23 protein-coding genes are annotated in these 22,105 nt (G+C 65.0%); 11 read left to right on the forward strand and 12 right to left on the reverse strand.

Features of this window, described 5'->3' with window-relative positions; translation table 11 throughout:
* Positions 1 to 10: 10 nt before the first annotated feature.
* Complete coding sequence (locus GGC65_RS18615) at positions 11 to 1,279, forward strand: alpha/beta hydrolase family protein (RefSeq protein ID WP_192648516.1); 1,269 nt, start codon at positions 11 to 13, stop codon at positions 1,277 to 1,279.
* Here GGC65_RS18615 and murA read toward each other — a convergent pair.
* Positions 1,266 to 2,552, reverse strand: a complete 1,287-nt coding sequence (gene murA, locus GGC65_RS18620) for a UDP-N-acetylglucosamine 1-carboxyvinyltransferase (protein WP_192648517.1) — start codon at positions 2,550 to 2,552, stop codon at positions 1,266 to 1,268. The two genes, GGC65_RS18615 and murA, sit on opposite strands and share 14 nt — an antisense overlap.
* Positions 2,553 to 2,595: 43 nt before the next feature.
* Positions 2,596 to 3,057, reverse strand: coding sequence for a hypothetical protein (locus GGC65_RS18625; RefSeq protein ID WP_192648518.1), 462 nt, complete (start codon positions 3,055 to 3,057; stop codon positions 2,596 to 2,598).
* A 209-nt stretch (positions 3,058 to 3,266) separates the two neighbouring features.
* Here GGC65_RS18625 and GGC65_RS18630 point away from each other — a divergent pair, with 209 nt between their 5' ends.
* On the forward strand, positions 3,267 to 4,283 hold the full coding sequence (locus GGC65_RS18630; RefSeq protein WP_192648519.1) for a DUF3011 domain-containing protein: 1,017 nt from the start codon (positions 3,267 to 3,269) through the stop codon (positions 4,281 to 4,283).
* Between the two features lie 59 nt (positions 4,284 to 4,342).
* Positions 4,343 to 5,263, forward strand: a complete 921-nt coding sequence (locus tag GGC65_RS18635; protein WP_225941242.1) for a DMT family transporter — start codon at positions 4,343 to 4,345, stop codon at positions 5,261 to 5,263.
* Here GGC65_RS18635 and GGC65_RS18640 read toward each other — a convergent pair.
* Together GGC65_RS18640 and GGC65_RS18645 are read right to left on the reverse strand one after the other, a co-directional pair.
* Positions 5,260 to 5,871 carry a 2-hydroxychromene-2-carboxylate isomerase gene (locus GGC65_RS18640; protein WP_413052740.1) on the reverse strand — a complete coding sequence of 204 codons (612 nt, stop codon included), beginning with the start codon at positions 5,869 to 5,871 and terminating at the stop codon, positions 5,260 to 5,262. The two genes, GGC65_RS18635 and GGC65_RS18640, sit on opposite strands and share 4 nt — an antisense overlap.
* The gene (locus tag GGC65_RS18645; protein ID WP_192648522.1) at positions 5,868 to 6,602 is read right to left on the reverse strand and encodes an SDR family oxidoreductase; all 735 of its coding nucleotides are present in this window, start codon (positions 6,600 to 6,602) and stop codon (positions 5,868 to 5,870) included. Before GGC65_RS18645 ends, GGC65_RS18640 begins: the two co-directional genes overlap by 4 nt.
* Positions 6,603 to 6,668: 66 nt before the next feature.
* Here GGC65_RS18645 and GGC65_RS18650 point away from each other — a divergent pair, with 66 nt between their 5' ends.
* Complete coding sequence (locus GGC65_RS18650) at positions 6,669 to 7,160, forward strand: winged helix-turn-helix transcriptional regulator (protein ID WP_192648523.1); 492 nt, start codon at positions 6,669 to 6,671, stop codon at positions 7,158 to 7,160.
* A 1-nt stretch (position 7,161) separates the two neighbouring features.
* Here the strand turns inward: GGC65_RS18650 and clpS are convergent, their stop codons facing one another.
* The 3 genes from clpS to GGC65_RS18665 all read right to left on the reverse strand — a co-directional run bounded on the left by clpS (position 7,162) and on the right by GGC65_RS18665 (position 10,375).
* Positions 7,162 to 7,524: an ATP-dependent Clp protease adapter ClpS gene (gene clpS, locus GGC65_RS18655; RefSeq protein WP_413052757.1), complete on the reverse strand. Its 363-nt coding sequence runs from the start codon at positions 7,522 to 7,524 to the stop codon at positions 7,162 to 7,164.
* 214 nt (positions 7,525 to 7,738) lie between these two features.
* Positions 7,739 to 8,476 (reverse strand): phasin family protein, encoded by a 738-nt coding sequence (locus GGC65_RS18660; RefSeq protein WP_192648524.1) that lies wholly within the window; start codon positions 8,474 to 8,476, stop codon positions 7,739 to 7,741.
* Between the two features lie 123 nt (positions 8,477 to 8,599).
* Positions 8,600 to 10,375: a PHA/PHB synthase family protein gene (locus tag GGC65_RS18665; protein WP_192648525.1), complete on the reverse strand. Its 1,776-nt coding sequence runs from the start codon at positions 10,373 to 10,375 to the stop codon at positions 8,600 to 8,602.
* Positions 10,376 to 10,490: 115 nt separating this feature from the next.
* On the opposite strand from GGC65_RS18665, the gene GGC65_RS18670 reads away from it, so the two are divergent.
* The 3 genes from GGC65_RS18670 (at position 10,491) to GGC65_RS18680 (ending at position 13,025) form a co-directional block, all read left to right on the forward strand.
* Entirely contained in the window at positions 10,491 to 11,705 is a 1,215-nt protein-coding gene (locus GGC65_RS18670; RefSeq protein ID WP_192648526.1) for an LL-diaminopimelate aminotransferase, read from the forward strand.
* Entirely contained in the window at positions 11,705 to 12,184 is a 480-nt protein-coding gene (locus tag GGC65_RS18675; protein WP_192648527.1) for a DUF2721 domain-containing protein, read from the forward strand. The genes GGC65_RS18670 and GGC65_RS18675 overlap by 1 nt, the downstream gene beginning before the upstream one ends.
* A gap of 85 nt (positions 12,185 to 12,269) precedes the next feature.
* Positions 12,270 to 13,025 carry a class I SAM-dependent methyltransferase gene (locus tag GGC65_RS18680; protein ID WP_192648528.1) on the forward strand — a complete coding sequence of 252 codons (756 nt, stop codon included), beginning with the start codon at positions 12,270 to 12,272 and terminating at the stop codon, positions 13,023 to 13,025.
* A gap of 3 nt (positions 13,026 to 13,028) precedes the next feature.
* Here GGC65_RS18680 and GGC65_RS18685 read toward each other — a convergent pair whose 3' ends face one another.
* The gene (locus GGC65_RS18685) at positions 13,029 to 14,603 is read right to left on the reverse strand and encodes an amidase (RefSeq protein WP_192648529.1); all 1,575 of its coding nucleotides are present in this window, start codon (positions 14,601 to 14,603) and stop codon (positions 13,029 to 13,031) included.
* A gap of 113 nt (positions 14,604 to 14,716) precedes the next feature.
* Between GGC65_RS18685 and GGC65_RS18690 the strand changes: the two genes are divergently transcribed.
* Complete coding sequence (locus GGC65_RS18690; RefSeq protein WP_192648530.1) at positions 14,717 to 16,021, forward strand: spinster family MFS transporter; 1,305 nt, start codon at positions 14,717 to 14,719, stop codon at positions 16,019 to 16,021.
* Here GGC65_RS18690 and GGC65_RS18695 read toward each other — a convergent pair.
* Complete coding sequence (locus GGC65_RS18695) at positions 16,018 to 16,608, reverse strand: NADPH-dependent FMN reductase (protein ID WP_192648531.1); 591 nt, start codon at positions 16,606 to 16,608, stop codon at positions 16,018 to 16,020. The two genes, GGC65_RS18690 and GGC65_RS18695, sit on opposite strands and share 4 nt — an antisense overlap.
* An 8-nt stretch (positions 16,609 to 16,616) precedes the next feature.
* Complete coding sequence (locus GGC65_RS18700; protein WP_192648532.1) at positions 16,617 to 17,117, reverse strand: L,D-transpeptidase family protein; 501 nt, start codon at positions 17,115 to 17,117, stop codon at positions 16,617 to 16,619.
* An 87-nt stretch (positions 17,118 to 17,204) separates the two neighbouring features.
* Between GGC65_RS18700 and GGC65_RS18705 the strand changes: the two genes are divergently transcribed.
* Positions 17,205 to 18,098, forward strand: coding sequence for a haloalkane dehalogenase (locus GGC65_RS18705; RefSeq protein WP_192648533.1), 894 nt, complete (start codon positions 17,205 to 17,207; stop codon positions 18,096 to 18,098).
* Here the strand turns inward: GGC65_RS18705 and GGC65_RS18710 are convergent.
* On the reverse strand, positions 18,088 to 19,377 hold the full coding sequence (locus GGC65_RS18710; RefSeq protein ID WP_192648534.1) for an adenylosuccinate synthase: 1,290 nt from the start codon (positions 19,375 to 19,377) through the stop codon (positions 18,088 to 18,090). The genes GGC65_RS18705 and GGC65_RS18710 overlap by 11 nt on opposite strands.
* 147 nt (positions 19,378 to 19,524) lie before the next feature.
* Between GGC65_RS18710 and GGC65_RS18715 the strand changes: the two genes are divergently transcribed.
* Together GGC65_RS18715 and GGC65_RS18720 are read left to right on the forward strand one after the other, a co-directional pair.
* Positions 19,525 to 20,469 (forward strand): alpha/beta hydrolase, encoded by a 945-nt coding sequence (locus GGC65_RS18715; protein ID WP_192648535.1) that lies wholly within the window; start codon positions 19,525 to 19,527, stop codon positions 20,467 to 20,469.
* A gap of 21 nt (positions 20,470 to 20,490) precedes the next feature.
* Positions 20,491 to 20,868 (forward strand): DOPA 4,5-dioxygenase family protein, encoded by a 378-nt coding sequence (locus GGC65_RS18720; protein ID WP_192648536.1) that lies wholly within the window; start codon positions 20,491 to 20,493, stop codon positions 20,866 to 20,868.
* Here GGC65_RS18720 and GGC65_RS18725 read toward each other — a convergent pair.
* On the reverse strand, positions 20,865 to 21,977 hold the full coding sequence (locus GGC65_RS18725) for an ATP phosphoribosyltransferase regulatory subunit (protein ID WP_192648537.1): 1,113 nt from the start codon (positions 21,975 to 21,977) through the stop codon (positions 20,865 to 20,867). The two genes, GGC65_RS18720 and GGC65_RS18725, sit on opposite strands and share 4 nt — an antisense overlap.
* Between the last annotated feature and the right edge of the window lie 128 nt (positions 21,978 to 22,105).

Raw genomic sequence — 22,105 nt, forward strand, 5'->3', positions numbered from 1 at the left:
GTACAGTGGGATGAAACATCTCCTCAGCGCCGTCGCCCTTCTATCCACCTTCTCTGCAGCGCCGGCTCTTGCGCAGACCGCCTGCACGCCCGGTACCTATGCCGCACCCGATGGCGACTTCGTCGTTCTGGTGAAATCGCCGGCGGTCGCGGCGCCGGGGCTCCGTTATCTTTTCCGCGACGGCCGCCGCGGTGCGACGAGCGACGCGGGCGTCCCGCTGACCTGCGGAACCGGCGACGTGACGGTTAAGGGCAAGGCATGGGCGCCGATCGCCTTTCGCGAGACGCCCGCGACCTTCGACAGCGTCGGCACAAAAATGGCCGGCGTGCTCATCGAACCGCCCGGCACGGCCGATGCCAAACGGCCCCTCGTCGTGATGGTACACGGCTCCGAACGCAACTCGCCGATCGGCGGCGTCTATGGCTATGCGATGGCGGCGCAGGGGATTTCGGTGTTCGTGTACGACAAGCGCGGCACTGGCGGCTCAGAGGGCGAATATACGCAGAACTTCGAGTTGCTCGCCGAGGATGCGGCGCAGGCGCTGGGTCAGGCGCGCAGCATGACGGCAGGCCGTCACGGTCGCGCGGGCTTTTTCGGCGGCAGCCAGGGCGGCTGGGTCGCGCCGCTCGCCGCGACGCGAACGACGGCGGATTTCGTCGCGATCGGGTTCGGGCTCGTCGCGTCGCCGATCGAGGAAGACCGTGAGCAGATGGTTTCGGAGGTGCGCGCGGCGGGGCTGGGCGAGGATGCCGAAGCGCTGGTCACCCGCCTGTCGCAGGCGACGGCGGGCTTGCTGCTGTCCGATTTTCGCACCGGCTATGAGGCGCTCGACGCGGTGCGCGCCGACATGAAGGACAAGCCTTGGGCGGCGAAGATCGAGGGCGAATATAGCGGCGCGATCGCGCGCATGCCGAACGAGGACCTCAAGCGGGTCGGCCGTGCGCGTGTCGACAATCTCGAACTGATCTGGGACTATGATGCGGTCGCGGCGCTGAAGAAACTCGATGCGCCGCTCCTCTGGGTGCTCGCAGGCGAGGATCGCGAGGCGCCGATCGAGACGACGCGCGGCGCATTGCTCGGGCTGGCGAAGGCCGGCAAGCCGGTCGACGTCTATCTCTTCCCCGACACCGACCACGGCATGTTCGAGTTCACGACAGCCGTCGACGGATCGCGCAGCGTCACGCGTATCACCGACGGCTATCTGAAATTGCTCGGCGACTGGATCAAGGGCAATGCGCGCGGCACCTATGGCCGCGCGGAGCATCTCACCCCGCGCTGATCCGCTCGATATCGGCACCGACGGCCTGCAATTTCTCCTCGAGCCGCTCGTAACCGCGGTCGAGATGATAGACGCGGTTGACCTCGGTCGTGCCCTGCGCGGCGAGACCGGCAATGATCAGGCTCATCGAGGCGCGGAGGTCGGTCGCCATCACGGGCGCGCCGACGAGATGATCGACCCCGCGCACCACCGCGCTGCGGCCGCGCACGTCGATGTCGCAGCCCATGCGTGCGAGTTCGGGTACATGCATATAGCGGTTCTCGAAGATCGTTTCGGTGAACAGTGACGCGCCCTTGCCGAGCGTTGCCATTGCCATGAACTGCGCCTGCATGTCGGTCGCGAAGCCCGGGTAGGGCGCGGTCGACAGGGTGACGGGCTCGGCGCGGCCCGACATGGCGACGCGAATGCCGCCTTTGGTTTCCTCGACCGTCGCACCGGCCTGACGCAGCGCGTCGAGCGTCGCTTCCATCTCGTCGGCCTTCGCGCCGACGAGTTCGACATCGCCCTCGGTGATGACGGCAGCGCACGCATAGCTGCCCGCCTCGATACGGTCGGCCATCACGCGATAGGTCGCGCCATGCAGACGGTCGACGCCCTCGATCGTCAGCGTTTCGGTGCCGATGCCTTCGATATGTGCGCCCATCGCGACGAGGCAGTTGCAGAGATCGACGATTTCGGGCTCGCGCGCCGCATTGCCGAGCACGCAGGTGCCCTTGGCGAGGACGGCGGCCATCAACGCATTTTCGGTCGCACCGACCGAGACGACGGGGAAGGTGAACTTACCGCCGGGCAGGCGACCGCCGCCGGGCGCGCTCGCCTTTACATAGCCCGAGGCAAGCTCGATCTCGGCGCCGAAGGCTTCGAGGGCTTTGAGATGCAGGTCGATCGGCCGGTTGCCGATCGCGCAGCCGCCGGGCAGCGACACCGTCGCCTCGCCCGCGCGGGCGAGCAGCGGGCCGAGCACGAGGATCGACGCGCGCATCTTACGCACGATGTCATAGGGCGCGACGGTCGAGGTCAGCGTCGTCGTGCGCGCGGTCATCACGCGGCCGAAATCCTCGGGCCGCGATCCCTCGATCGTCGTCGAACAGCCGAGCTGGTTGAGCAGATGCCCGAAGCCGTCGACGTCGGCGAGCCGCGGCAGGTTGCGCAGCGTCAGCGGCTCGTCGGTGAGCAGCGCGCAAGGCAGCAGGGTGAGCGCCGCGTTTTTGGCGCCGGAGATGGGGATACGGCCCTTGAGTCGCTGGCCGCCGCGAATGACGATCTGATCCATCGGCTGTCTTTAGCGCATGCGCATCGGCGCGCAAGCGGACTAGCTATGTGGGACGATAGCCCGCGTCGCCGTCGAACTGCGCCTGCGCCTCGCGCTGGCCCTTGCTCATGAAAATATAGCCGACGACCGAAAGGAGGAACAGCGCCGCACCGAGCAGCGGGATGCCGCCGCGGACCGCAATCGTGAAGGCGATCCACACGAGGTTGAAGATGCCGAGGATCAGGAAAATCTTCTGATTGTTGCCGGCAAAACCATAGACATCATTCCCGCCTGCAGAGCGAATGCCGTGGACACCTTTCAGGTCGAACGCATTATACAGGTAGAAGCGGCCGCGGGCGCCCGGGACCAGTTCGGCCGCGACATTGTCCTTCACGACGGCGTTACGGATCGTCCGTGAACCGCCGTCGGCCTGCTGGAAAGTGATGCTGCGGAAAATCGAGGCGCCGCCTTTGGAGCGCTTGAGGTCGGCTGCTTCGATGCTGCCGTCGATGATCGAAGTAGGCATATTCGGATCCCCTGCTGTGGCGCGACCCGGGGAACGGCAAGAATAATCGATCGGGCGCGATAAGGGAAGCCGCGTGATGGTTAAGTCGTGACCGGCGATCGGCGGCTTTCTTCATGGCTTTCGCCGTGAAAATATGAAACAATTCGCGTCGATATTGGATCGGACAAGGACTGCGTAACGGAAAGCGACTTTTCACAGGGGAGAAGGTCATGCGGAATAATGTCGTCACGATCGTCACCACGGCCACGTTGATCGCGAGCCAACTTGCTGTTCCGGCCCTGCCGCAAGCGACCACCTTGCCCTATCCGCCGCCGGGCGGTCCGCAGATTCAGCCTCCGCGCCCCGGCTATGGCGATGGTTATGCCGGCACAATCCGCTGCGAGTCGCGGAACAACCAGATGCAGCGCTGCAACGTGCGCACCGGCAATCGCGTCGACCTGCTGCGTGTGATCGGCGGCCGTTGCTCGAAGGGGCGCGACTGGGGCTTCACCGCCAACCAGATCTGGGTTTCGGGCGGTTGCCGCGCCGAATTCGCTTATGGCTATGCCAATGACGGCGGCTATCCTACACCGCTGCCGCAGCCGGTCGACGATTATGCGGGGACGCTGAACTGCGAATCGTGGAGCTATAAATATCAGCAGTGCAATGTCCGTACGAACGATCGCGTGGAGCTCACGCGCAAGATCGCGGGCAAATGCAACGCTGGACGCCAATGGGGTTATACCAGCGACTATATCTGGGTCGACAAGGGCTGCCGTGCCGAATTCTCCTATGGCTATCGCAACTCGCGGCCGCCCGAAAAGGACAAGGATAAGGGGCCGAGCACCGGACTGATCATCGGCGGCATCGTCGTCGCGGGCGGGCTGCTGGCGCTGCTGGCAAGTCAGAAGAAAAAGAAAGCGGCGACGGAGCAGACGACGGCGCCCGAGGATACGTCGACGCCGACCTACCCCGCGGGTCCGCCCGCGACGTTGAGCGCGAACCTCAACAGCCTGCCGAGCGCATCGCGGCCGTCGGTGCTCAACTGCATGAACGACGCGGCGCGGCAGATCGGTATCACCGGTGGCACGCGGCTGTCCTACGACAAGCTCATTTCGCTCGAGCAAGGCAATGGCGGTTGGCGCATCCGTGCGGCGATGACCGCGACCTATCCCGACGGCGCCAAGCAGATCGAAATGTATTGCCGCGCGACGCCGAGCGACATCATCCAGCTCGACTTCACCTAGACAGGAGGCGGGCGTCCGCTATCCGGGTGGCGGTTTCGGATGAAGGCAGTGCGCGCGTGATGATGAAGGAAGGTGGGCCCGTCGCTGCAATCTGGTCGCGGGCCTATCCACTTCTGACGGTGACGGCGCTGTTTTGGGCCGGCAATTCGATCGTCGGGCGCGCGGCGCGCGATCTGGTGCCGCCCGCCGCTCTGTCTTTCTGGCGCTGGACCTTGGCGCTTGCGCTACTGCTGCCGCTGGCTTGGCCGCATCTGAAGCGCGACTGGCCGGTGCTTAGCGCGAACTGGGCGATCGTCGCGTTGCTCGGCGCGCTGGCGATCGGCTCGTTCAACATCCTGCTCTATACGGGGCTGCAAAGCACGACAGCGCTCAATTCGATGCTGATCCAGTCGGCTCTGCCCGCGCTGGTCCTCGTCGTCGGCGCATTGGTAATGGGCGACCGCACGAGTGTGCGCCAGATTGCCGGCGTGCTGATCTCGCTGATCGGCGTGCTCGCGATCATCGCGCGCGGCGATCCCGCGATGCTGTGGGGGTTGCAACTCAACATCGGCGACGCGATCATCGGCGGCGCGGTGCTACTCTGGGCGCTCTATTCGGTGTTGCTTCGCCGCCGGCCCGACGTCCACCCGCTGAGCTTCCTCGCAGCTTCGATGGTCGTGGGGATCGCGGTGATCGCGCCCTTCTATGTTCGCGAACTCTGGTCGGGGCGCCTGATCGTTCCGGCGACGGGCAGCGCACTCGCCATCGCCTATGTTTCGATATTCCCGTCTTTCCTGGCCTATCTCTTCTTCAATCGCGGGGTCGAGTTGATCGGCTCGGCGGCGACGGGGCAGTACATGAATGTGATGCCGCTGATGGGCGCGGGGCTCGCGATGCTGTTCCTCGGCGAGCGGTTGCACCTTTTCCACATCGCCGGGCTGGCGCTGATCGTCGTAGGCATATTGGTCGCGGGGCGTCCGGAATCCGCGGCGCAGGCTTAGGCGAGCGCCTCTTCGACCTGCGCCAGCCGATCCTTGCCGAAGAACATCTCGCTCCCGACGAAAAAGGTCGGGATGCCGAACGCGCCGCGCGCGACGGCGGCTTCGGTGTTGGCGATCAGTTTCGCCTTGATGTCGGGCTCCTGCGTGCGCGCGAGCAGCGCGGCGCCGTCGAAGCCGTTTGCCGACAGGAAGGTCGCGATGACCTCGGGATCGTCCATTTTCAGACCCTCTTCCCACATCGCGCGGTTCACGGCGTCGACATAATCGTCGAGCGTGCCTTCGTCGTCGGCGACGATCGCGCCGCGCATGATCGTCAGCGTATTGACCGGGAAGTGTGGATTGACGCGGAATTTGCTGAGGCTGTGGCGTTCGATGAAGCGTCGCATTTCGAGGTTTTCATACGCGAGCTTTGCCGGCGCGTCGGCATATTGGACCATCGGCGCCTTGTTTCCCGTCGCCTTGAAGATACCGCCCAACAGGCAGGGCGTGATGACCAGATCGGCCCCGGTGCGTTCGAGCAGTTCGGGAAGTGCCTTCATGCAGAGATAGGCGTTGGGGCTGCCGAAATCGAAGATGAGTTCGAGGGTCTTTACCGGGCTTTGGGTCACCATTTTTCTCCCCAGGGACGGAGGTCGAGTTCGTGGGTCCAGGCGCTTTTGGGCTGTTTGTGCAACATCACATAATTGGCGGCGATGGCGTCGGGGTTGAGCACGAGATCCTTGGCCTTTGCATCGTCGAAACCATCGCCGAGACGCTGGCGGATGAAGTCGGTGTCGATCGCGCCGTCGATGATCGTGTGCGCGACGTGGATGCCCTGCGGCCCCAGTTCGCGCGCCATCGACTGGGCGAGCATGCGGAGAGCGCCCTTCGCTCCGGAGAAGGCCGAAAAGCCCGAACCGCCGCGTAGCGACGCGGTCGCGCCGGTGAAGATGATCGTGCCGCGGCCGCGTGGGCTCATGCGCTTTGCTGCCTCGCGACCCATCAGGAAACCGCCGAGGCAGGCCATTTCCCAGACCTTGGTGTAGACGCGGACGGTCGTCTCGCTGATCGGGAAATTGACGTTGGCGCCGATGTTGAACACCGCGACCTCGACCGGGCCGACCTCTGCCTCGACCTGATCGAACAGCGCGATCATTGCGTCTTCTTCGCGCGCGTCGCCGGGGAAGGCGCGCGCCTGATGTCCCTCGTCACGGATCGATTGCGCGAGCGCTTCGAGCTGGTCGGCGTTTCGCTCGCGGCGGTTGACGCAGGCGGTGAGGCCTTCGGCGGCAAAGGCGCGGGCAATGGCGCCGCCGGTGGCGTCTCCCGCTCCGATAATGACGGCGGCTGGATTGGGCATCAGCGACTCTCCTCTTGCGCTGCATAGTAACTATGATAATCATAGTGACAAGAGGAAAGGTGACCATTGCCCAAACGCACTGATCTATCTGATACATTCTGCCCCGTCGGACGTTCGGCCGAGCTGCTCGGCGACCGCGCGGTGTTGCTGATCCTGCGCGAATTGCTCTTCGGCCGGCGCCGCTTCGAACTGATCGCCGCGAATACGGGACTGGGGCCGCAGCTCGTCTCCGCCCGCCTCAAGATGCTGATTGCAGAAGGCGTCGCCGAGCGCCGCGCATATAGTGATCGCCCGCTTCGCCACGACTATTGGCTGACCGACAAGGGCAAGGCGCTGTTCGATGTGCTGTACGCGATGCGCAACTGGTCCGAGCGTTGGGCCTATGCCCCCGGCGAAACGGGCGGCGGGCCCGCGATCCGCTATGTACACCGGGCATGCGGCGCGGATGTCGGGACCGCGAAAATCTGTCCAGGGTGCGGCGCGGAACTCGGCTATGGCGATTTGAAGGGCGAAGCGTCGCCGGCGCTCAAGGCCGAACAGGTCGCGCGCGCGGGCTAGATCAGGCTTTTTCCAGCGTGCACTGCAGCGGGTGCTGGTTCTGCCGCGCGGCGTCCATCACCTGGTTCACCTTGGTCTCGGCGACCTCGTAACTGAACACGCCGCACACGCCGACGCCCTGCTGGTGGACGTGCAGCATCACCTGCGTCGCCTGTTCGATGTCCATGTTGAAGAAGCGCTGGAGCACCATCACGACGAATTCCATCGGCGTGTAATCGTCGTTGAGCAGCAGCACTTTGTACATCGACGGCTTTTTCGCCTTCGCACGCGTGCGCGTCGCAATGCCGACGCCGGGGGTGCCGGGCGAGCCGTCGTCCTTGTCCGCCATCGCGCGGACAGGCTGGGTGGTCGAAACGGGAAACATCATGGGGAGGAATATCGCAAGCCGCGGCCGAAGCGCAAGAGGCGCGGTCGCGGATTTTAACCTCTTGTTCGCCAGCCGGCCACGTGGGCGAGAAGCGGTGGCCGCGAAAACAAGAACCGCCCGCTTCCGGAGAAGCGAGCGGCCTTGGGGGTGTCGGCGCAGGCGGGAGGGGAGGGGGAGGGTGCCCGCGCCAACGGTGGAAGGTGAAAGCGCCTTAGGCGGCCTTCATCTTCGAAGTGATGACCGAAACGCGATTCGAGATCGGCGCGAAGCTGTCGTTCGTCAGCTTGACGACGAGTTCGCTGGTCTTCGAGGTCTGCGCAACAGCAGCGTCGAACGCCTTCTTGCTGTTTTCGGCATAGAGCTTGAAGAAGTCGGCCGGGGTCTTGACGGCGGTGTAGCCCTTCAGCGCGGCGGTCGTGTCTTCGAAGCTCTTGCGAGCATAAGTCACGCCTTCTTGGCCGAGCGTTTCGATGCCCTTGGCAGCGATCTTGCCGGCTTCGACGAGCGCTTCGACGTTCGCCTTGTTGAATTCGACGGCTTCTTCAGCGAACTTGCTGGTCTTGCTCATCGCTTCCTTGGCCTTCTCGTTGAAGTCGGCGGTCAGGGCTTCGGCGCGGGTCTTCGCTTCGTCGGCGAACTTCTTGACGGTGTCGTTCATGGTCTTGAATCCTTTGGTGGCGGCAGCGACCGGCTTCGGCGCGACCTTGGTCTTGGGGGCAATGGTCTTTGCAGCCGTCTTGGGAGCGGCCTTCTTTGCTGCCGGCTTTGCGGCTTTCTTTTGGACCGGCTTGGCCTTTGCCTTGACGATCTTGGTCTTTACGGGCGCCGCGGTCTTTTCGGCTGCCGGAGCAGCAACAACCGGGGCCGCAGGAGTCGTCACCGGCTTGGGTGCGGTTTCCAGCGTCGCGGCTTCGAAAGCCTTTTCGGCACTATCCATCTTGGTAGCCATCGGGACAACTCCTTTATGTTGCACTGCACAATATGGGAGCGGGTCGGCGATTTCAAGAGAAATTTTGTGCAGTGCACAAAAATAATCGAGGCGCCAGCCCGAAGGCTGTATATTCGCGAGATATTACCGCTGTTTGACGTAGCGGCCAGGCGCGTTCTCAATCGCCTTTTTCGCGCCCTTCCCGGGAGTTCGGGCGCCTTTGACTGCGCTTTTTGCGCTATCCCGTTCGGAAATCCAGACGATCCAGTGCGGCCACCAGCTGCCCTTGGTCTCGCTCGCGCCTGCAACAAATTCGTCGAGCGTCGCGGCGTTGCTGTCGCCGGTCCAATATTGATATTTGCCGGCGGCGGGCGGATTCACCACCCCCGCGATATGGCCCGATCCGGCGAGCAAGAAGGTCTTGGGGCCCGACAGATGGTCCATCAGCCGCCACACACTGGCAAGCGGAGCGATATGATCCTCGCGCCCCGCCTGGATGAAGGCAGGTGTCTCGATCTTCTTGAGGTCGATCGGCGTGCCCAACACCGACAGGCTGTTCGGGATGACCATGCGATTGTCGCGGTACAGGTCGACCAGATATTGCCGGTGCCACTTCGCCGGCAGGTTGGTCGTGTCGCCATTCCAGTAGAGGAGGTCAAAGGGCGGATAGTCGTTGCCGAGCAGGTAATTGCTGACGACATAATTCCAGATCAGGTCGCGCCCGCGCAGGCTGTTGAAGGTGGCCGCCATATAGCGCCCGTCGAGGAAGCCCGGTGCCGACAGTTGCTGGAGCAGCGCCAGATAGCTGTCGTCGACGAACATTTTGAGGTCGCCGGCATGTTCGAAATCGACCTGCGCGGTGAAGAAGGTCACCGACTTCACCTTGTCGGCCTCGCCGCGCGCCGAGAGCATTGCGAGCGTCGCGGCGAGCGTCGTGCCCGCAACGCAATAGCCGATCGTGTGAACCGAAGGGACCTCGAGCGTCTCGCGCACCGTGTCGATCGCGTCGACCTGCGCCGCGATATAATCGTCCCACACGATCTCGCTCATCGACGCGTCGGCCGACTTCCACGATACCATGAAGACGCTGAGCCCCTGTTCGACCGCCCAGGCGACGAAGCTTTTCGCGGGATTGAGGTCGAGGATGTAGAAGCGGTTGATCCATGGCGGGAAGATCACGAGCGGGACGGTGAAGACCTCCTTCGTCGTCGGCGCATAATGGATGAGCTGGTAGAGGTCGGTTTCGTGGATCACCTTGCCCGGTGTGGTCGCGATATTGACCCCGACCTCGAACGCGTCGGGATCGACATGGGAAAGCTGCCCGCGCGACAGGTCGGTGAGCATATGCTTCAGACCCTTGAGCAGGCTTTCGCCGCGCGTCTCGACTGCTCGCCGGATCACCTCCGGATTGGTGAGCGCGAGGTTGGTCGGCGCCATCGCGTCGACCATCGCTTTCGCGGCAAATTCCATCTTTGCGCGCGCCGCGGGATCGGGACCGTCAATCTGGCGCGTCGTCGCGAGCATCTGTTCGGCGAGCAGGCCATAGGTCTGGCGGATCATCGCAAACACCGGATTGGCATCCCAGTCGGGGTCGGCGAAGCGGCGGTCCTTTGCCGCTGTCTCGGGAACCGGCGGCGCCATCGGGTTCAGGGTGGCGAGCGAGGTCCAGAAGGCGACGCCCTGATCCCACATCTTCGACGATTGCTCGGTCCACAGCTTGGTCGCCGGATTGTCGACCCATTTGGCGGGGTCGAACAGCGCGGCGGCACTGACATTGCCTTCGTTCGCCTGACCCAGCGCATATTCGAGCATCATCTGTTGTGCGCGGCCGATCACGCTCGCCCAATGCTGCATGTCTTCGGGGGATGGCAGGAAGGGATTCGGCGTCTCGATCGTGTCGTCTTTGCCCGTATCGCTCATGCTCGTTCCTGCTGGTCAGTGCCGATATTATGCCTATAACAAGCCGCGATGCGGCTGGCGAGGCTGCCGCTCGCGTCAACCCACATGTAACGCAAAGGAGTTGTTCTAGTTTCCCATGTCCGAAGATGAATTCTACCGCATCAAGCGCCTGCCGCCCTATGTCATCGCTGAAGTGAATGCGATGCGTGCGGCCGCCCGCGCCGCGGGAGAGGACATCATCGACCTGGGGATGGGCAACCCCGACCTGCCGCCGCCCGCGCATGTCATCGAAAAGCTCTGCGAAGTGGCGATGAAGCCCGATGCGCATGGTTATTCGCAGTCGAAGGGCATTCCGGGCCTCCGCCGCGCGCAGGCGAATTATTACGGCCGCCGCTTTAACGTCGAACTCGACCCCGAAACCGAGGTTGTCGTGACGATGGGATCGAAGGAAGGTCTCGCGAGCCTTGCGACCGCGATCACCGGGCCCGGCGACGTCGTGCTCGCCCCGAACCCGAGCTATCCGATCCACACTTTCGGCTTCATCATCGCGGGTGCGACGATCCGCAGCGTGCCGACGACGCCCGATGAGAATTACTGGCGCGCGCTCGACCGCGCCATGGCGTTCACCGTGCCGCGCCCGTCGATTCTGGTCGTCAACTACCCGTCGAACCCGACCGCCGAAGCCGTCGACCTCGCTTTCTACGAGCGCCTCGTCGCCTGGGCGAAGGAGAACAAGGTCTGGGTCCTGTCGGACCTCGCCTATTCGGAGCTCTATTACGACGGCAATCCGACCCCCTCGATCCTGCAGGTGCCGGGCGCGAAGGATGTCGCGATCGAATTTACCTCGATGTCGAAAACCTATTCGATGGCTGGCTGGCGCATGGGCTTTGCGGTCGGCAACAAGCGGCTGATCGCGGCGATGACGCGCGTCAAATCCTATCTCGACTATGGCGCCTTCACGCCCATTCAGGCCGCCGCCTGCGCGGCGCTGAACGGACCGCAGGATATCGTCCAGAAGAACCGCGACCTGTACCAGAAGCGCCGCGACGTGATGGTCGAAAGCTTTGGCCGCGCGGGCTGGGATATTCCGAGCCCGAAGGCGTCGATGTTCGCCTGGGCGCCGCTGCCGCCCGCGCTCAAGGAGATGGGCAGCCTCGAATTTTCGAAGCAGTTGCTTACCCATGCCAAGGTCGCGGTTGCTCCGGGCGTCGGTTATGGCGAGGACGGCGAAGGCTATGTCCGCATCGCGATGGTCGAGAATGAGCAGCGCATCCGGCAAGCGGCGCGCAACGTCCGCAAGTTCCTAGCGATGCATGGTGTGAACACGCCTTCGGTTGCGGCCGGCGGCTAATGGCGCCCGACGCCGGCGCGATCGCGCAGACAATCCAGCTGTCGGTCACGCCGGTGTTCCTGCTGGTCGCGACCGGCAGCCTGCTCAACGTGATCGCCGGGCGCCTCGCGCGCGTTGTCGATCGCTCGCGCAATTTGATGGAGCGCTGGCCCGACACGGAGGGCCTCGAACATGAGCGCATCGTCGCCGAACTGCGCATCGCCGACCGAAGGATGGGGATCATCAACAATTCGATTCTCTCCGCCGTGGCATGCGGTATCGTCGTCTGCGTGCTCGTCGCGCTGCTGTTCACGCAGGCCTTTACCGGCATCAACCTCGGCGTCGCGGCTTCATGGGCCTTTGCGGTGGCGATGGTATTGCTCCTCGTCTCGCTGATCCTGTTCCTCGTCGAGGTGCGGCTGGCGGTGCGCGCGATCCATGTTCCGATGGAGTTGCTAGAGCTCGAAGAGGGCTGGAAGCGCGGCCGCGGCCAACGCTGATAGACACAAGGCGACCGCTGGTCGAAGCGCGCTCGCCATCTTCCCCGACCACCGCCACACCCGCGCGAAACAGGGGAGAGACATCATGCGCAAATATCGACTTTTGACGCCATTGTTCGGGGCGGCGATGCTGCTTGCCGTACCGGCGACTGCCGCGGCGCCCGACAAGGCGGTCGCCGCCGCTATCGCCGACAAGCAGCGTCTCGCCGACAACCGCAAGCTCGACGAAGGCCGCCATCCGGCCGACGTGCTCGCCTTTGCGCAGGTCAAGCGCGGGTCGACGGTGGCAGACCTCCTCGCGGGCAACGGCTATTATAGCGAGATGCTCGCCGATCTCGTCGGCCCCAAGGGCATTGTGATCCCGATGAACCCGCCGCGCTTTCATAAGGCCGAGACGTGGGCGACGATCACCAAGGCCTATCCGAACATGGCGCCGATGGTGCGGCCGGTGAACACGATCGTGCTGGCCCCGAAGAGCGTCGACATGATCTTCACCCACCTTGTCTACCATGACCTCTATTGGCAGAGCGAAAAATTCGAATTCCCGCGCGTCGATGTCGATGGGATGCTCGCCAACTGGTTCAGCGCGGTGCGTCCCGGCGGGTCGGTGATCGTCGTCGACCATGTCGGCCCCGCGGGCGATACGCGCGAGCTGGTCGAGAAACTGCACCGGATCGATCCAGCGAAGGTGCGCGCCGACATGGAGCGCGCGGGGTTCGTCTTCGACGGCGACAGCGATGCCCTGCGCATCAAGGATGACGATCACAGCAAGAATGTGTTCGACCCCGCGATCCGCGGCAAGACCGACCGCTTCATGATGCGGTTCAAGAAGCCGGCGTAAGGATCAGGGAGCGCTGGCCCGAAAGGTCGGGGCCACGCGCTTCCGGCTCGCCTGCTCATAGGCATAGCCCGCCGCGAGTATGTCGGCGTCGCTCCATTTGGCGCCGATGAAGGACAAGCCGATCGGCAACCCTTCGACCGCGCCCATCGGCACGGTCAGGTGCGGATAACCGGCGACCGCGGGAAGCTGGCTGGTGCCGGGGCTTTTGTAGCTGTCGCCCTTCGCCAGATCGCTGACCCAAGCCGGACCGTTGGTGACCCCGACGAGCAGATCGACATCGTGGGCCTTCAGCAACCGGTCGAGGCCCTCGGGACCCGCGATCCGCGCCGCCTTTTCACGCGCCGCGAGATACGCTGGGCCGTCGAGGCCGCTCTTGCTCTCCGCGAGTTCAAACGTGTCTTGGCCGAACCATTTGAGCTCGTCAGGGTTCGCCTTGTTGAACGCGATGATGTCGGCGAGCGACTTGGGACCATCTGCGTTCGGCAGGCTCGCCAAATAGGTCGCCAAGTCGGCCTTGAGCTCGGTGAGCAGGATTTCGAATTCGGCGGCGCCGAGGCCTTCGGTTCCTTTGCGGCTGTCGGTAATGTCAACCAATGTCGCGCCGAGGGCTTCCATCTGTTTTAGCGCGGCGTCGAACAGCGCGGCGACATCGGGGCGGTCACCGACGCGGTCGCGCATCACGCCGATGCGCTTGCCCTTGAGCGCGTCGGGCGACAGCGCGGCGATATAGTCGACTTTTCTCGCGTCGGCTTCGGCTGTTGCGGGATCGGCGGGGTCGCTGCCCGCGATCACGCTCATCACCACCGCGGCGTCGCGCACCGTCAGCGTCATCGGGCCCGCCGTGTCCTGGCTGTGGCTGATCGGGATGATATGCGTGCGGCTGACCAGCCCGACACTGGGTTTGAAGCCGACGATGCCGTTGATTCCGGCGGGGCAGGTGATCGACCCGTCGGTCTCGGTGCCGATCGCGAGCGGCGCAAGACTCGCTGCCACCGCGGCGCCGCTGCCCGACGACGATCCGCACGTATTGCGGTCGAGTGCATGCGGATTTTTGGTGAGCCCGCCAATCGCGCTCCATCCGCTCGTCGAATTGTCCGCGCGGATGTTCGCCCATTCGCTGAGGTTCGTCTTGCCGAGGATGATCGCGCCTGCGTCGCGCAGCCGCGCTATGATCGGCGCGTCGCGGTTGGTCATATTGTCCTTGAGCGCGAGCGAGCCCGCGGTCGTCGGCAGGCCGGCGACCTCGACATTGTCCTTGATCAGGATCGGGATTCCGTGGAGCGGCCCGCGCGCCTTGCCCGCCATGCGTTCGTCGTACAGCCGCTTGCCCTCGTAGCCGAGTTCGATCTGCGACCGCGTCGCGATGACGGCGTCGAGTTTCGGCCCATAATCGTCGAGCCGGCCGATGCGGTCGAGATAGACGAGCGGCGTCAGCCCTTCGTAGATTTGCCCGCCCTCCATTTCGGCGCGGAGCGTCGCGGCGTCCTTGCCTTCGACGTCGGGAAGCGGCGGCGGCATCGCCATGGCCGGAGCGATCGAGAGCAGGGCGGAAGCGGCGAGCAGCGAAATTTTTTGCATGGGCTGCACGCTGCCAGCCGTAGCGGCAATTGCAAGTAGCCATTTTCGGTTTGGCCCAATGGCGTTGACAGGCGGGGCGGCTGTCTGCTCCCATGCCGGCACGGGAGAAAAAGATGAGCCAGAATGACGCGATGGCGGCCGCCGCGACGGCGCCTGCGGGAAGTGCGGCGACACCGGTCCGGCGGATGCTGTGGGTGCTGCTCGCGGTTTACATCCTGAATTTCCTCGATCGCCAGATCGTCAACATCCTCGCCGAGCCGATCGCGCGCGACCTGTCGCTTTCGGACGCCGATATCGGGCTGCTGACCGGACTGGCGTTTGCGCTCTTCTATACCTTTCTCGGCATCCCGATCGCACGTTACGCGGACAAACCCTCGACCAACCGCATCGGGCTGATCTCGGTCTCGCTCGCGGTCTGGTCGGGCATGACCGTGCTGTGCGGCATGGCGCAGAATTTTACGCAATTGCTGCTCGCGCGGATCGGCGTCGGGGTGGGCGAGGCGGGGTGCACGCCCGCGGCACACTCGCTGATCACCGACCGCGTCGAGCCTGCGAAGCGTGCGTCGGCGATTGCCTTTTACGGTCTCGGTATCCCGATCGGCAGCCTGCTCGGGCTGATCGTCGGCGGCCTGATCGCCGACCAATGGGGCTGGCGCGTCGCCTTCATGGTCGTCGGCGTCCCCGGCATCCTGCTCGCCCTCATCCTGCCGATGATGATCAAGGAGGTGCGCCACAAGGCGCCGGCCGACTCGCCCGCGCCCGCCGCGGAGTTCAGCGTTGGCGGCGCGCTCAAGGAGGTCTTTGGCACCCGCGCCTTCCTCTATATCGCGATCGCCTCGTCGTTCACCGCCTTCCTCGGTTACGGCAAGGGCGTCTGGGCGCTGATCCTGTTCCAGCGTTCGCATGGCCTCAGTCCGGGCGAGACGGGGCTGCTGCTCGGCGTCGCGCTCGGCATCGCGGGCATTTTCGGGACGTGGCTCGGCGGTTATCTCGCCGACCGCTTCGGCAAGGTCGACCGGCGGCATATGCTGACGACACCCGCGGTCGGCATGGCGATCGCCGCGCCGATCCTGTTCGTGGGCTATTGGGTCGACGAATGGCACATCGCGATCGCGCTGCTGTTCATCCCGACCGTCCTCAACGCAGCCTACTACGGCCCCACCTTTGCGTGCGTCCACGGCCTGGTCCGCCCGCAGGCGCGCGCGATGGCGAGCGCGGTGATGCTGTTCCTGCAGAATCTGATCGGGCTCGGGCTCGGCCCGCTGCTCTTCGGCATCGCGTCGGAGATGCTCAAACCCTCGGTCGGGGTCGAGAGTGTGCGCTATGTCCTTTACGGAGCGGCTTGGCTCGGCCTGATCCCGGCCTTCTTTTTCTGGCGCGCGAGCCTGCGGCTCAACGCCGAGCTCAAATCGGGTTAATAGGGCGGATCGACCTTCGCGCGCTGCGCCTTGGCGGCATCGATCCACCAGTTGAGGTCGTCGGCAAAGCGCGGGAAGAGCCTTTCAAGCTGCTTGCCCTCGTCGCCTGCCGGCTGGCCGTCGCTGTCGAAGGCCTTGCCGATCCGCGCAACGGGCAGGATCGACGAAATCACCGCCATCCCCATTTCGCCCAAAATGTCGCGCCATCCCATCATCGCGCGCACCCCGGCGAAGGATCCGGCCGAGTAGCAGGCGATCGCCGCGGGCCGCCAGAACCATTCCTCGAGATAATGGTCGGTCAGGTTCTTGAGCCCCGGCTGCGGCCCCCAATTATATTCGCCGGTGACGAACAGGAAGCCGTCGGCGGCGCGGATCTTGCCCGCGAGTTCCTCCATCGCGGGCGGCGCCTCGCCCTTCGGATATTCCTTGTACATGCGGTCGAGCATCGGGAGGTCGACGGTTTTCGCGTCGACCAGTTCGGCGCTGTCCCCGCGCGCCCTGATCGCGTCGACAAGCCAGTTGGCGAGCTTGATCCCGTGCCGGTCGCGGCGGTAACTGCCATAAAAGACGAGGATGTGGCGGGACATGATGGTTCCTAGGGTCGAATGGTGATCGGGATGCCGTCGGGCACGATATCCCATAGCTGCTTTATCTCGGCATTCGAGAGCGCGATACAGCCGTCGGTCCAGTCGCGCGCTATCGGTGGGCCCGGCCAGGCGTTGGGCTGGCCGTGGATGAAGATGTCGCCGCCGGGCGATCGGCCCTTCGCCTTGGCAAAAGCCCGGTCGGCGGCGTTCGGATAGGATATGCGCAGCGAGAGATGATAGGCGCTCTTCGGGTTGCGCCCGCTGATCCGGTATGTGCCTTCGGGCGTGCGCTCGTCGCCCTCGAACTGCTTGTGCCCCGTCGGCGCGTCGCCGAAGCGGATATTCGTGTAGCGCACGATCTCGCGACTTCCCGCATAGGCGATCAGCACGCGCTCGCTCTTGTCGACGAGCAGACGGTCGGCCTTGGCGCCCGCGGGCACGGAAGGCTGCGAACTCGCCGAGCTGCACGCGGCGAGGAGCAGGCAGGCTGGGAGGGCGATCAGGCGCATCGCTTAATCCTAAGGTTTTGGAGGCATCGGGCAAGAGGTTGCCAGTGCGGCACTGCGGGTTAAGGTGGGCATGGGGGGATCGACATCATGACCATTTACCGTACGCCGGACGCGCGCTTCGAGGCGCTGCCCGATTGGCCCTATGCGCCGAAATATATCGAGATCGCGGGCGGTCTTCGCGTCCATTATGTCGATGAGGGCGCAGCGGATGCGCAGCCGGTGCTGATGCTGCATGGCGAGCCGACCTGGTCCTATCTCTATCGCCATATGATCGGCCCCGCGACGGCGTCGGGTTTCCGTGTCGTCGCGCCCGACCTGATCGGCTTCGGTCGCTCGGACAAGCCGCTGGGCCGCCACGCCTATAGCTATGCCGCGCAGGTCGCGTGGATGCGGCAGTGGATCGAGGCGCTCGATCTCAAAAACATGATCCTTGCCTGTCAGGACTGGGGGTCGCTGATCGGCCTGCGCCTCGTCGCCGAAATGCCCGAACGCTTCGCCGGGGTCGCGCTGTCGAACGGGGGCCTTCCCGAAGGCCAGCCGGCCCCGCGGGCCTTTGCGATCTGGCGCGCCTTCTCGCGCTACAGCCCGGTCTTCCCGATCGGCAAGATCGTCAAGGCGGGGGCGAATCGCGAACTGAGCGCCGCCGAGATCGCGGCCTATGACGCACCGTTTCCCACGCGTACGTCGAAGGTTGCGGCGCGCGTCTATCCGTCGTTCGTGCCGCTGGACGACAATGTCGCGGTGCCCGACCAGAAGCGCGCTTGGGCGGCGCTGGAGACGTTCGACAAGCCGTTTCTCTGCTGCTTTTCAGACGGCGATCCGATTACGCGGGGCGGTGATGCGCTGTTCACGGGACGTGTCCCGGGGGCGCAGCGCGTCACGCACCGCACGCTGAAGGGCGGCCATTTCATTCAGGAGGACGACCCGGCGGGTTTCGTCGCGGCGATCCGCGACGTCGCCGCCGCGGGCGTCAGTCGCTGAACGGATCGCGGATCAGGATCGTGTCTTCGCGCTCGGGGCTGGTCGACACGAGTGCGATCGGGGTTTCGATCAGTTCCTGCACGCGCTGGACATATTTGATCGCCTGCGCGGGCAGGTCGGCATAGCTGCGCGCGCCCGCCGTGGTTTCGTGCCAGCCGTCCATTTCCTCATAAATCGGCTCGACCTCGGCCTGATCGGCGGCGTGCGCCGGGAAATAGTCGAGGATCTTGCCGCGAAGGCGATAGCCGGTGCAGATTCGGATCGTGTCGAAGCCGTCGAGCACGTCGAGCTTGGTGAGCGCGATGCCGGTGACGCCCGACACGGCGCAGCTCTGGCGTACGAGTACCGCGTCGAACCAGCCGCAGCGGCGCTTGCGCCCGGTGACGGTGCCGAATTCATGTCCGCGCTCGCCGAGCCGCTGGCCGATCTCGTCCTCGAGCTCGGTCGGGAAGGGGCCGCTGCCGACGCGCGTCGTATAGGCCTTGGCGATGCCGAGCACGAAACCGACCGCGCTGGGGCCGAGGCCCGAACCCGACGCCGCGGTGCCGCTGACCGTGTTCGAGCTGGTGACGAAAGGATAGGTGCCGTGATCGACGTCGAGCAGAACGCCCTGTGCGCCCTCGAACAGGATGCGCGCGCCGGCCTTGCGGACCTTTTTCAGGCGTTTCCACACGGGCTGCGCATATTCGAGTACATAGTCGGCGATTTCGGCGAGGTCGGCCTTCAGGCGTTCGCGGTCGATCGGCGGTTCGCCGAAACCGGCGCGCAGCGCATCGTGATGCGCGGTCAGGCGGTCGATCTGCGGATCGAGCTTGTCGAGGTGCGCGAGGTCGCAGACGCGGATCGCGCGGCGGCCGACCTTGTCCTCATAGGCGGGGCCGATGCCGCGGCCCGTCGTGCCGATCTTGCCCGCGCCCGCGGCGGTCTCGCGCAGCGCGTCGAGGTCGCGGTGGAAGGGAAGGATCAGCGCGCAATTGTCGGCGATCGCAAAATTCTCGGGATTGATGGCGACGCCCTGACCACGGAGCTTGGTGATCTCGTCGCGCAGCGCCCAGGGGTCGAGCACGACGCCGTTGCCGATGATCGACAGCGTGCCGGTGACGATACCCGACGGAAGCAGCGACAGCTTGTAGACCTGCTCGCCGACGACAAGCGTATGGCCGGCATTGTGACCGCCCTGGAAACGGACCACGGCGTCGGCGCGGCTGGCGAGCCAGTCGACGATCTTGCCCTTGCCCTCGTCGCCCCATTGCGACCCGATGACGGTAACATTTGCCATGATGCTGTCCTGCTGAACCGGGCCAAAAACGACCAGCGCGGGCCCGGCGCGGCCTTAGCGGATTTGGCCGGAGAGGCAACCCAAAGCGGGATGATTTTGCGACAATTGCGGGCGAGATCGGGCGTGCCGGGATATCGGAGACGCGCGATGACGAAGAGAAACTGGATTGGATATGCTGCGGTGGCGGCCTTTGCCGTGGCGAGCGTGACGGTGCCGACACCCTTTGCCGATGCGCGCGAGAAGCTGCGCGACCGGCTGCGCGAGCGGATTGCCGAACGAATGGGTGCCGACGAGGGGCCGAAAGCGCCAGGCGGCGAAACGATTTCTTATGGCAGCAATGCACTGCAAAACCTCGATGTCTGGCGCGCGAAGGATGTCAAGGCGCCGGCGCCGCTGGTCGTCTTCGTCCATGGCGGCGGCTGGAAGCGGGGCAGCAAGGACAATGCGACCGGCCAGTACAAGCCGGTGCATTATCCGGACGAAGGCTATGCCTTTGCTTCGATCAACTATCGTCTGGTCCCCGACGCGACGGTCGAGCAGCAGGCGGCCGACGTCGCAGGCGCGGTGAAGGCGCTCGTTGATCGCGCGGGCGCACTAGGCGTCGACCGGCGGCGGATCGTGATCATGGGGCACAGCGCGGGCGCGCATCTGGTCGCCTTGGTGGGAACCGACGAGCGCTATCTGAAGGGCGCCGGATTGTCGTTCGCCGATATTGCCGGCGTCGTCCCGATCGATGGCGCGGCCTATGATGTGCCCGCGCAGACGAAGGACGGGCCGCCGATCATGCAAAAGACCTATGCCCAAGCTTTCGGTACCGATCTGGCGCGGCAAAAGGCGCTTTCGCCGACTTCGCAGGCGGCCGCACCCAACGCGCCGCAATTCCTGCTCCTCTATGTCCAGCGCCCCGACGGGGTGCGGCAGGCGAAGGCGCTCGGCGCTGCGCTGGAGGCCGGCGGCAGCCGCGTCGAGCATGGCAGCTTTCCGGGCGAGGGATTGCAGGGGCATGCCGAAATCAACCGGCGGCTGGGCGATCCATCCTATGCGCCGACGGCGGCGGTCGACGCCTGGCTGAAACGACTGTTCGCGCGCTGATTGCTGCGATAGGGACGGGGGATGACAAACCCCGACGCCCCCTATCACGCCCATATCTATTATGACCTGGCCGAGCGCCCCGTCGCGGCGGCGCTGCACGAGGATTTCGGTCGGGATCCGGCGATCCTGTTTGTCGGTGCGATGACCGACCGTCCGGTGGGGCCGCATCCGATCGCGCAATATGAGGTGCATTTCCTAGCCCGCTCGCAGGATGCCGTGGTTGCACTGATCGCGGCGACGGGGCTGCGCGCGCTGGTCCATCCGCTGACCGATGACGACCTTGCCGATCATACCACGCTGGCGCACTGGATCGGCGAACCCATCGAGCTCGACGTCACCGTGCTCGACCCGCCGGGGGTCAATCAGGGTATCGCCCGGTTCGGCGGGGCGGACTTCTAAGCCTCGACCGGTCCGTCGGGTCCGAGGATGAAGCCGCAGCCTAGCGCGCGCGCATTGTCGACCTCGGAGAGTGCCGCGACCGTCTGCCAATCATCGGCGCGGAGGCTCGCAGCGAGCGCGGGATCGTGGCCGATCGGCAGGAAGATGCGGCGGTCGGCGTCATCCTCGGCGCCAAGCCCCGCGTCGATCAGCGGATCGGGGTAGAGCGAGAAGCCCACCGCCGATTCTTCCTGTTCGCCGACGGGGATCGAATAGCCGCCGCCGCGGCCGACGGCGTCGCCTTGGCCGGGAACGAAAATCTGGAAACCGAACCAGCTTTGATAGGCGAAGCCGTGGCGCTCGGTCGGGTCGAGCGTCAGCGTCACGCGGTCGCGGATCGGCGCCGCAATCGCTTCAAGCGCGTCGATGCGCGCGGTGAGGACGCCGGTCGTGTCGAACGCGCGGAGATCGGCAATCGCCTGATCAAAGGGGCCGGTGGCGCGGAGCAAGGGCAGATAGGCTTCGGCGCCGAGCCGCGTGAGCGCGCCGGCGTCCTTGGCATCGAGTTCGTCGCGGAGCTGCTGGATATCGGCATCGACCGGGAGCGGGCCGTTCGCAAGCAGGTCGACGACGTCGGGCAGCGTGAAGTCGATGGTAACAGGACCGATCCCAGCGGCTTCGAGTGCGTCGATTGCGACGGTGACGATCTCGCGCGCGGCGGCGACGCTGTCGCTGCCGATCAGTTCGGCGCCGACCTGCAGCATCTCGCGCGCCGGGCGGAGCTGGCTCGCGCGCAGCTTCACGACCTGTCCGGCGTAACAGAGGCGCAGCGGGCGCGGCGCCTTGGCGAGCAGCGAGGTCGCGATGCGGCCGACCTGCCGCGTGATGTCGGGGCGCAGCGCGAGGGTGCGCTGCGATACCGGGTCGGTGAAGCGGAGCAGGTCGCGTGTCGAGCGTTCGTCCTCGCCGCCGAGTGTCTCGCGGAATTCGGCGAGCGGCGGCGAGACGCGGCCATAACCATGCGCGTGCATCGCGTCGACGAGCGCGCGGGTGACGCGCGACGCGGCCTCCGCCTGTCGGGGGAGGCGGTCGCGCAAACCTTCGGGCAGCAGGGCAGGGGCCTTGGTCATGCGTGAGGCCTTAGGATGGTCGAGGAGAGTCAACAATCCTGAATTCCGTTCGCATCGAGCGAAGTCGAGATGCCGTGAATGCATGCACCGACGATGGGTGTCTCGACTTCGCTCGACACGAACGGGGA

The sequence above is a fragment of the Sphingopyxis sp. OAS728 genome (genome assembly GCF_014873485.1).
In the GTDB taxonomy this organism is placed as follows: domain Bacteria; phylum Pseudomonadota; class Alphaproteobacteria; order Sphingomonadales; family Sphingomonadaceae; genus Sphingopyxis.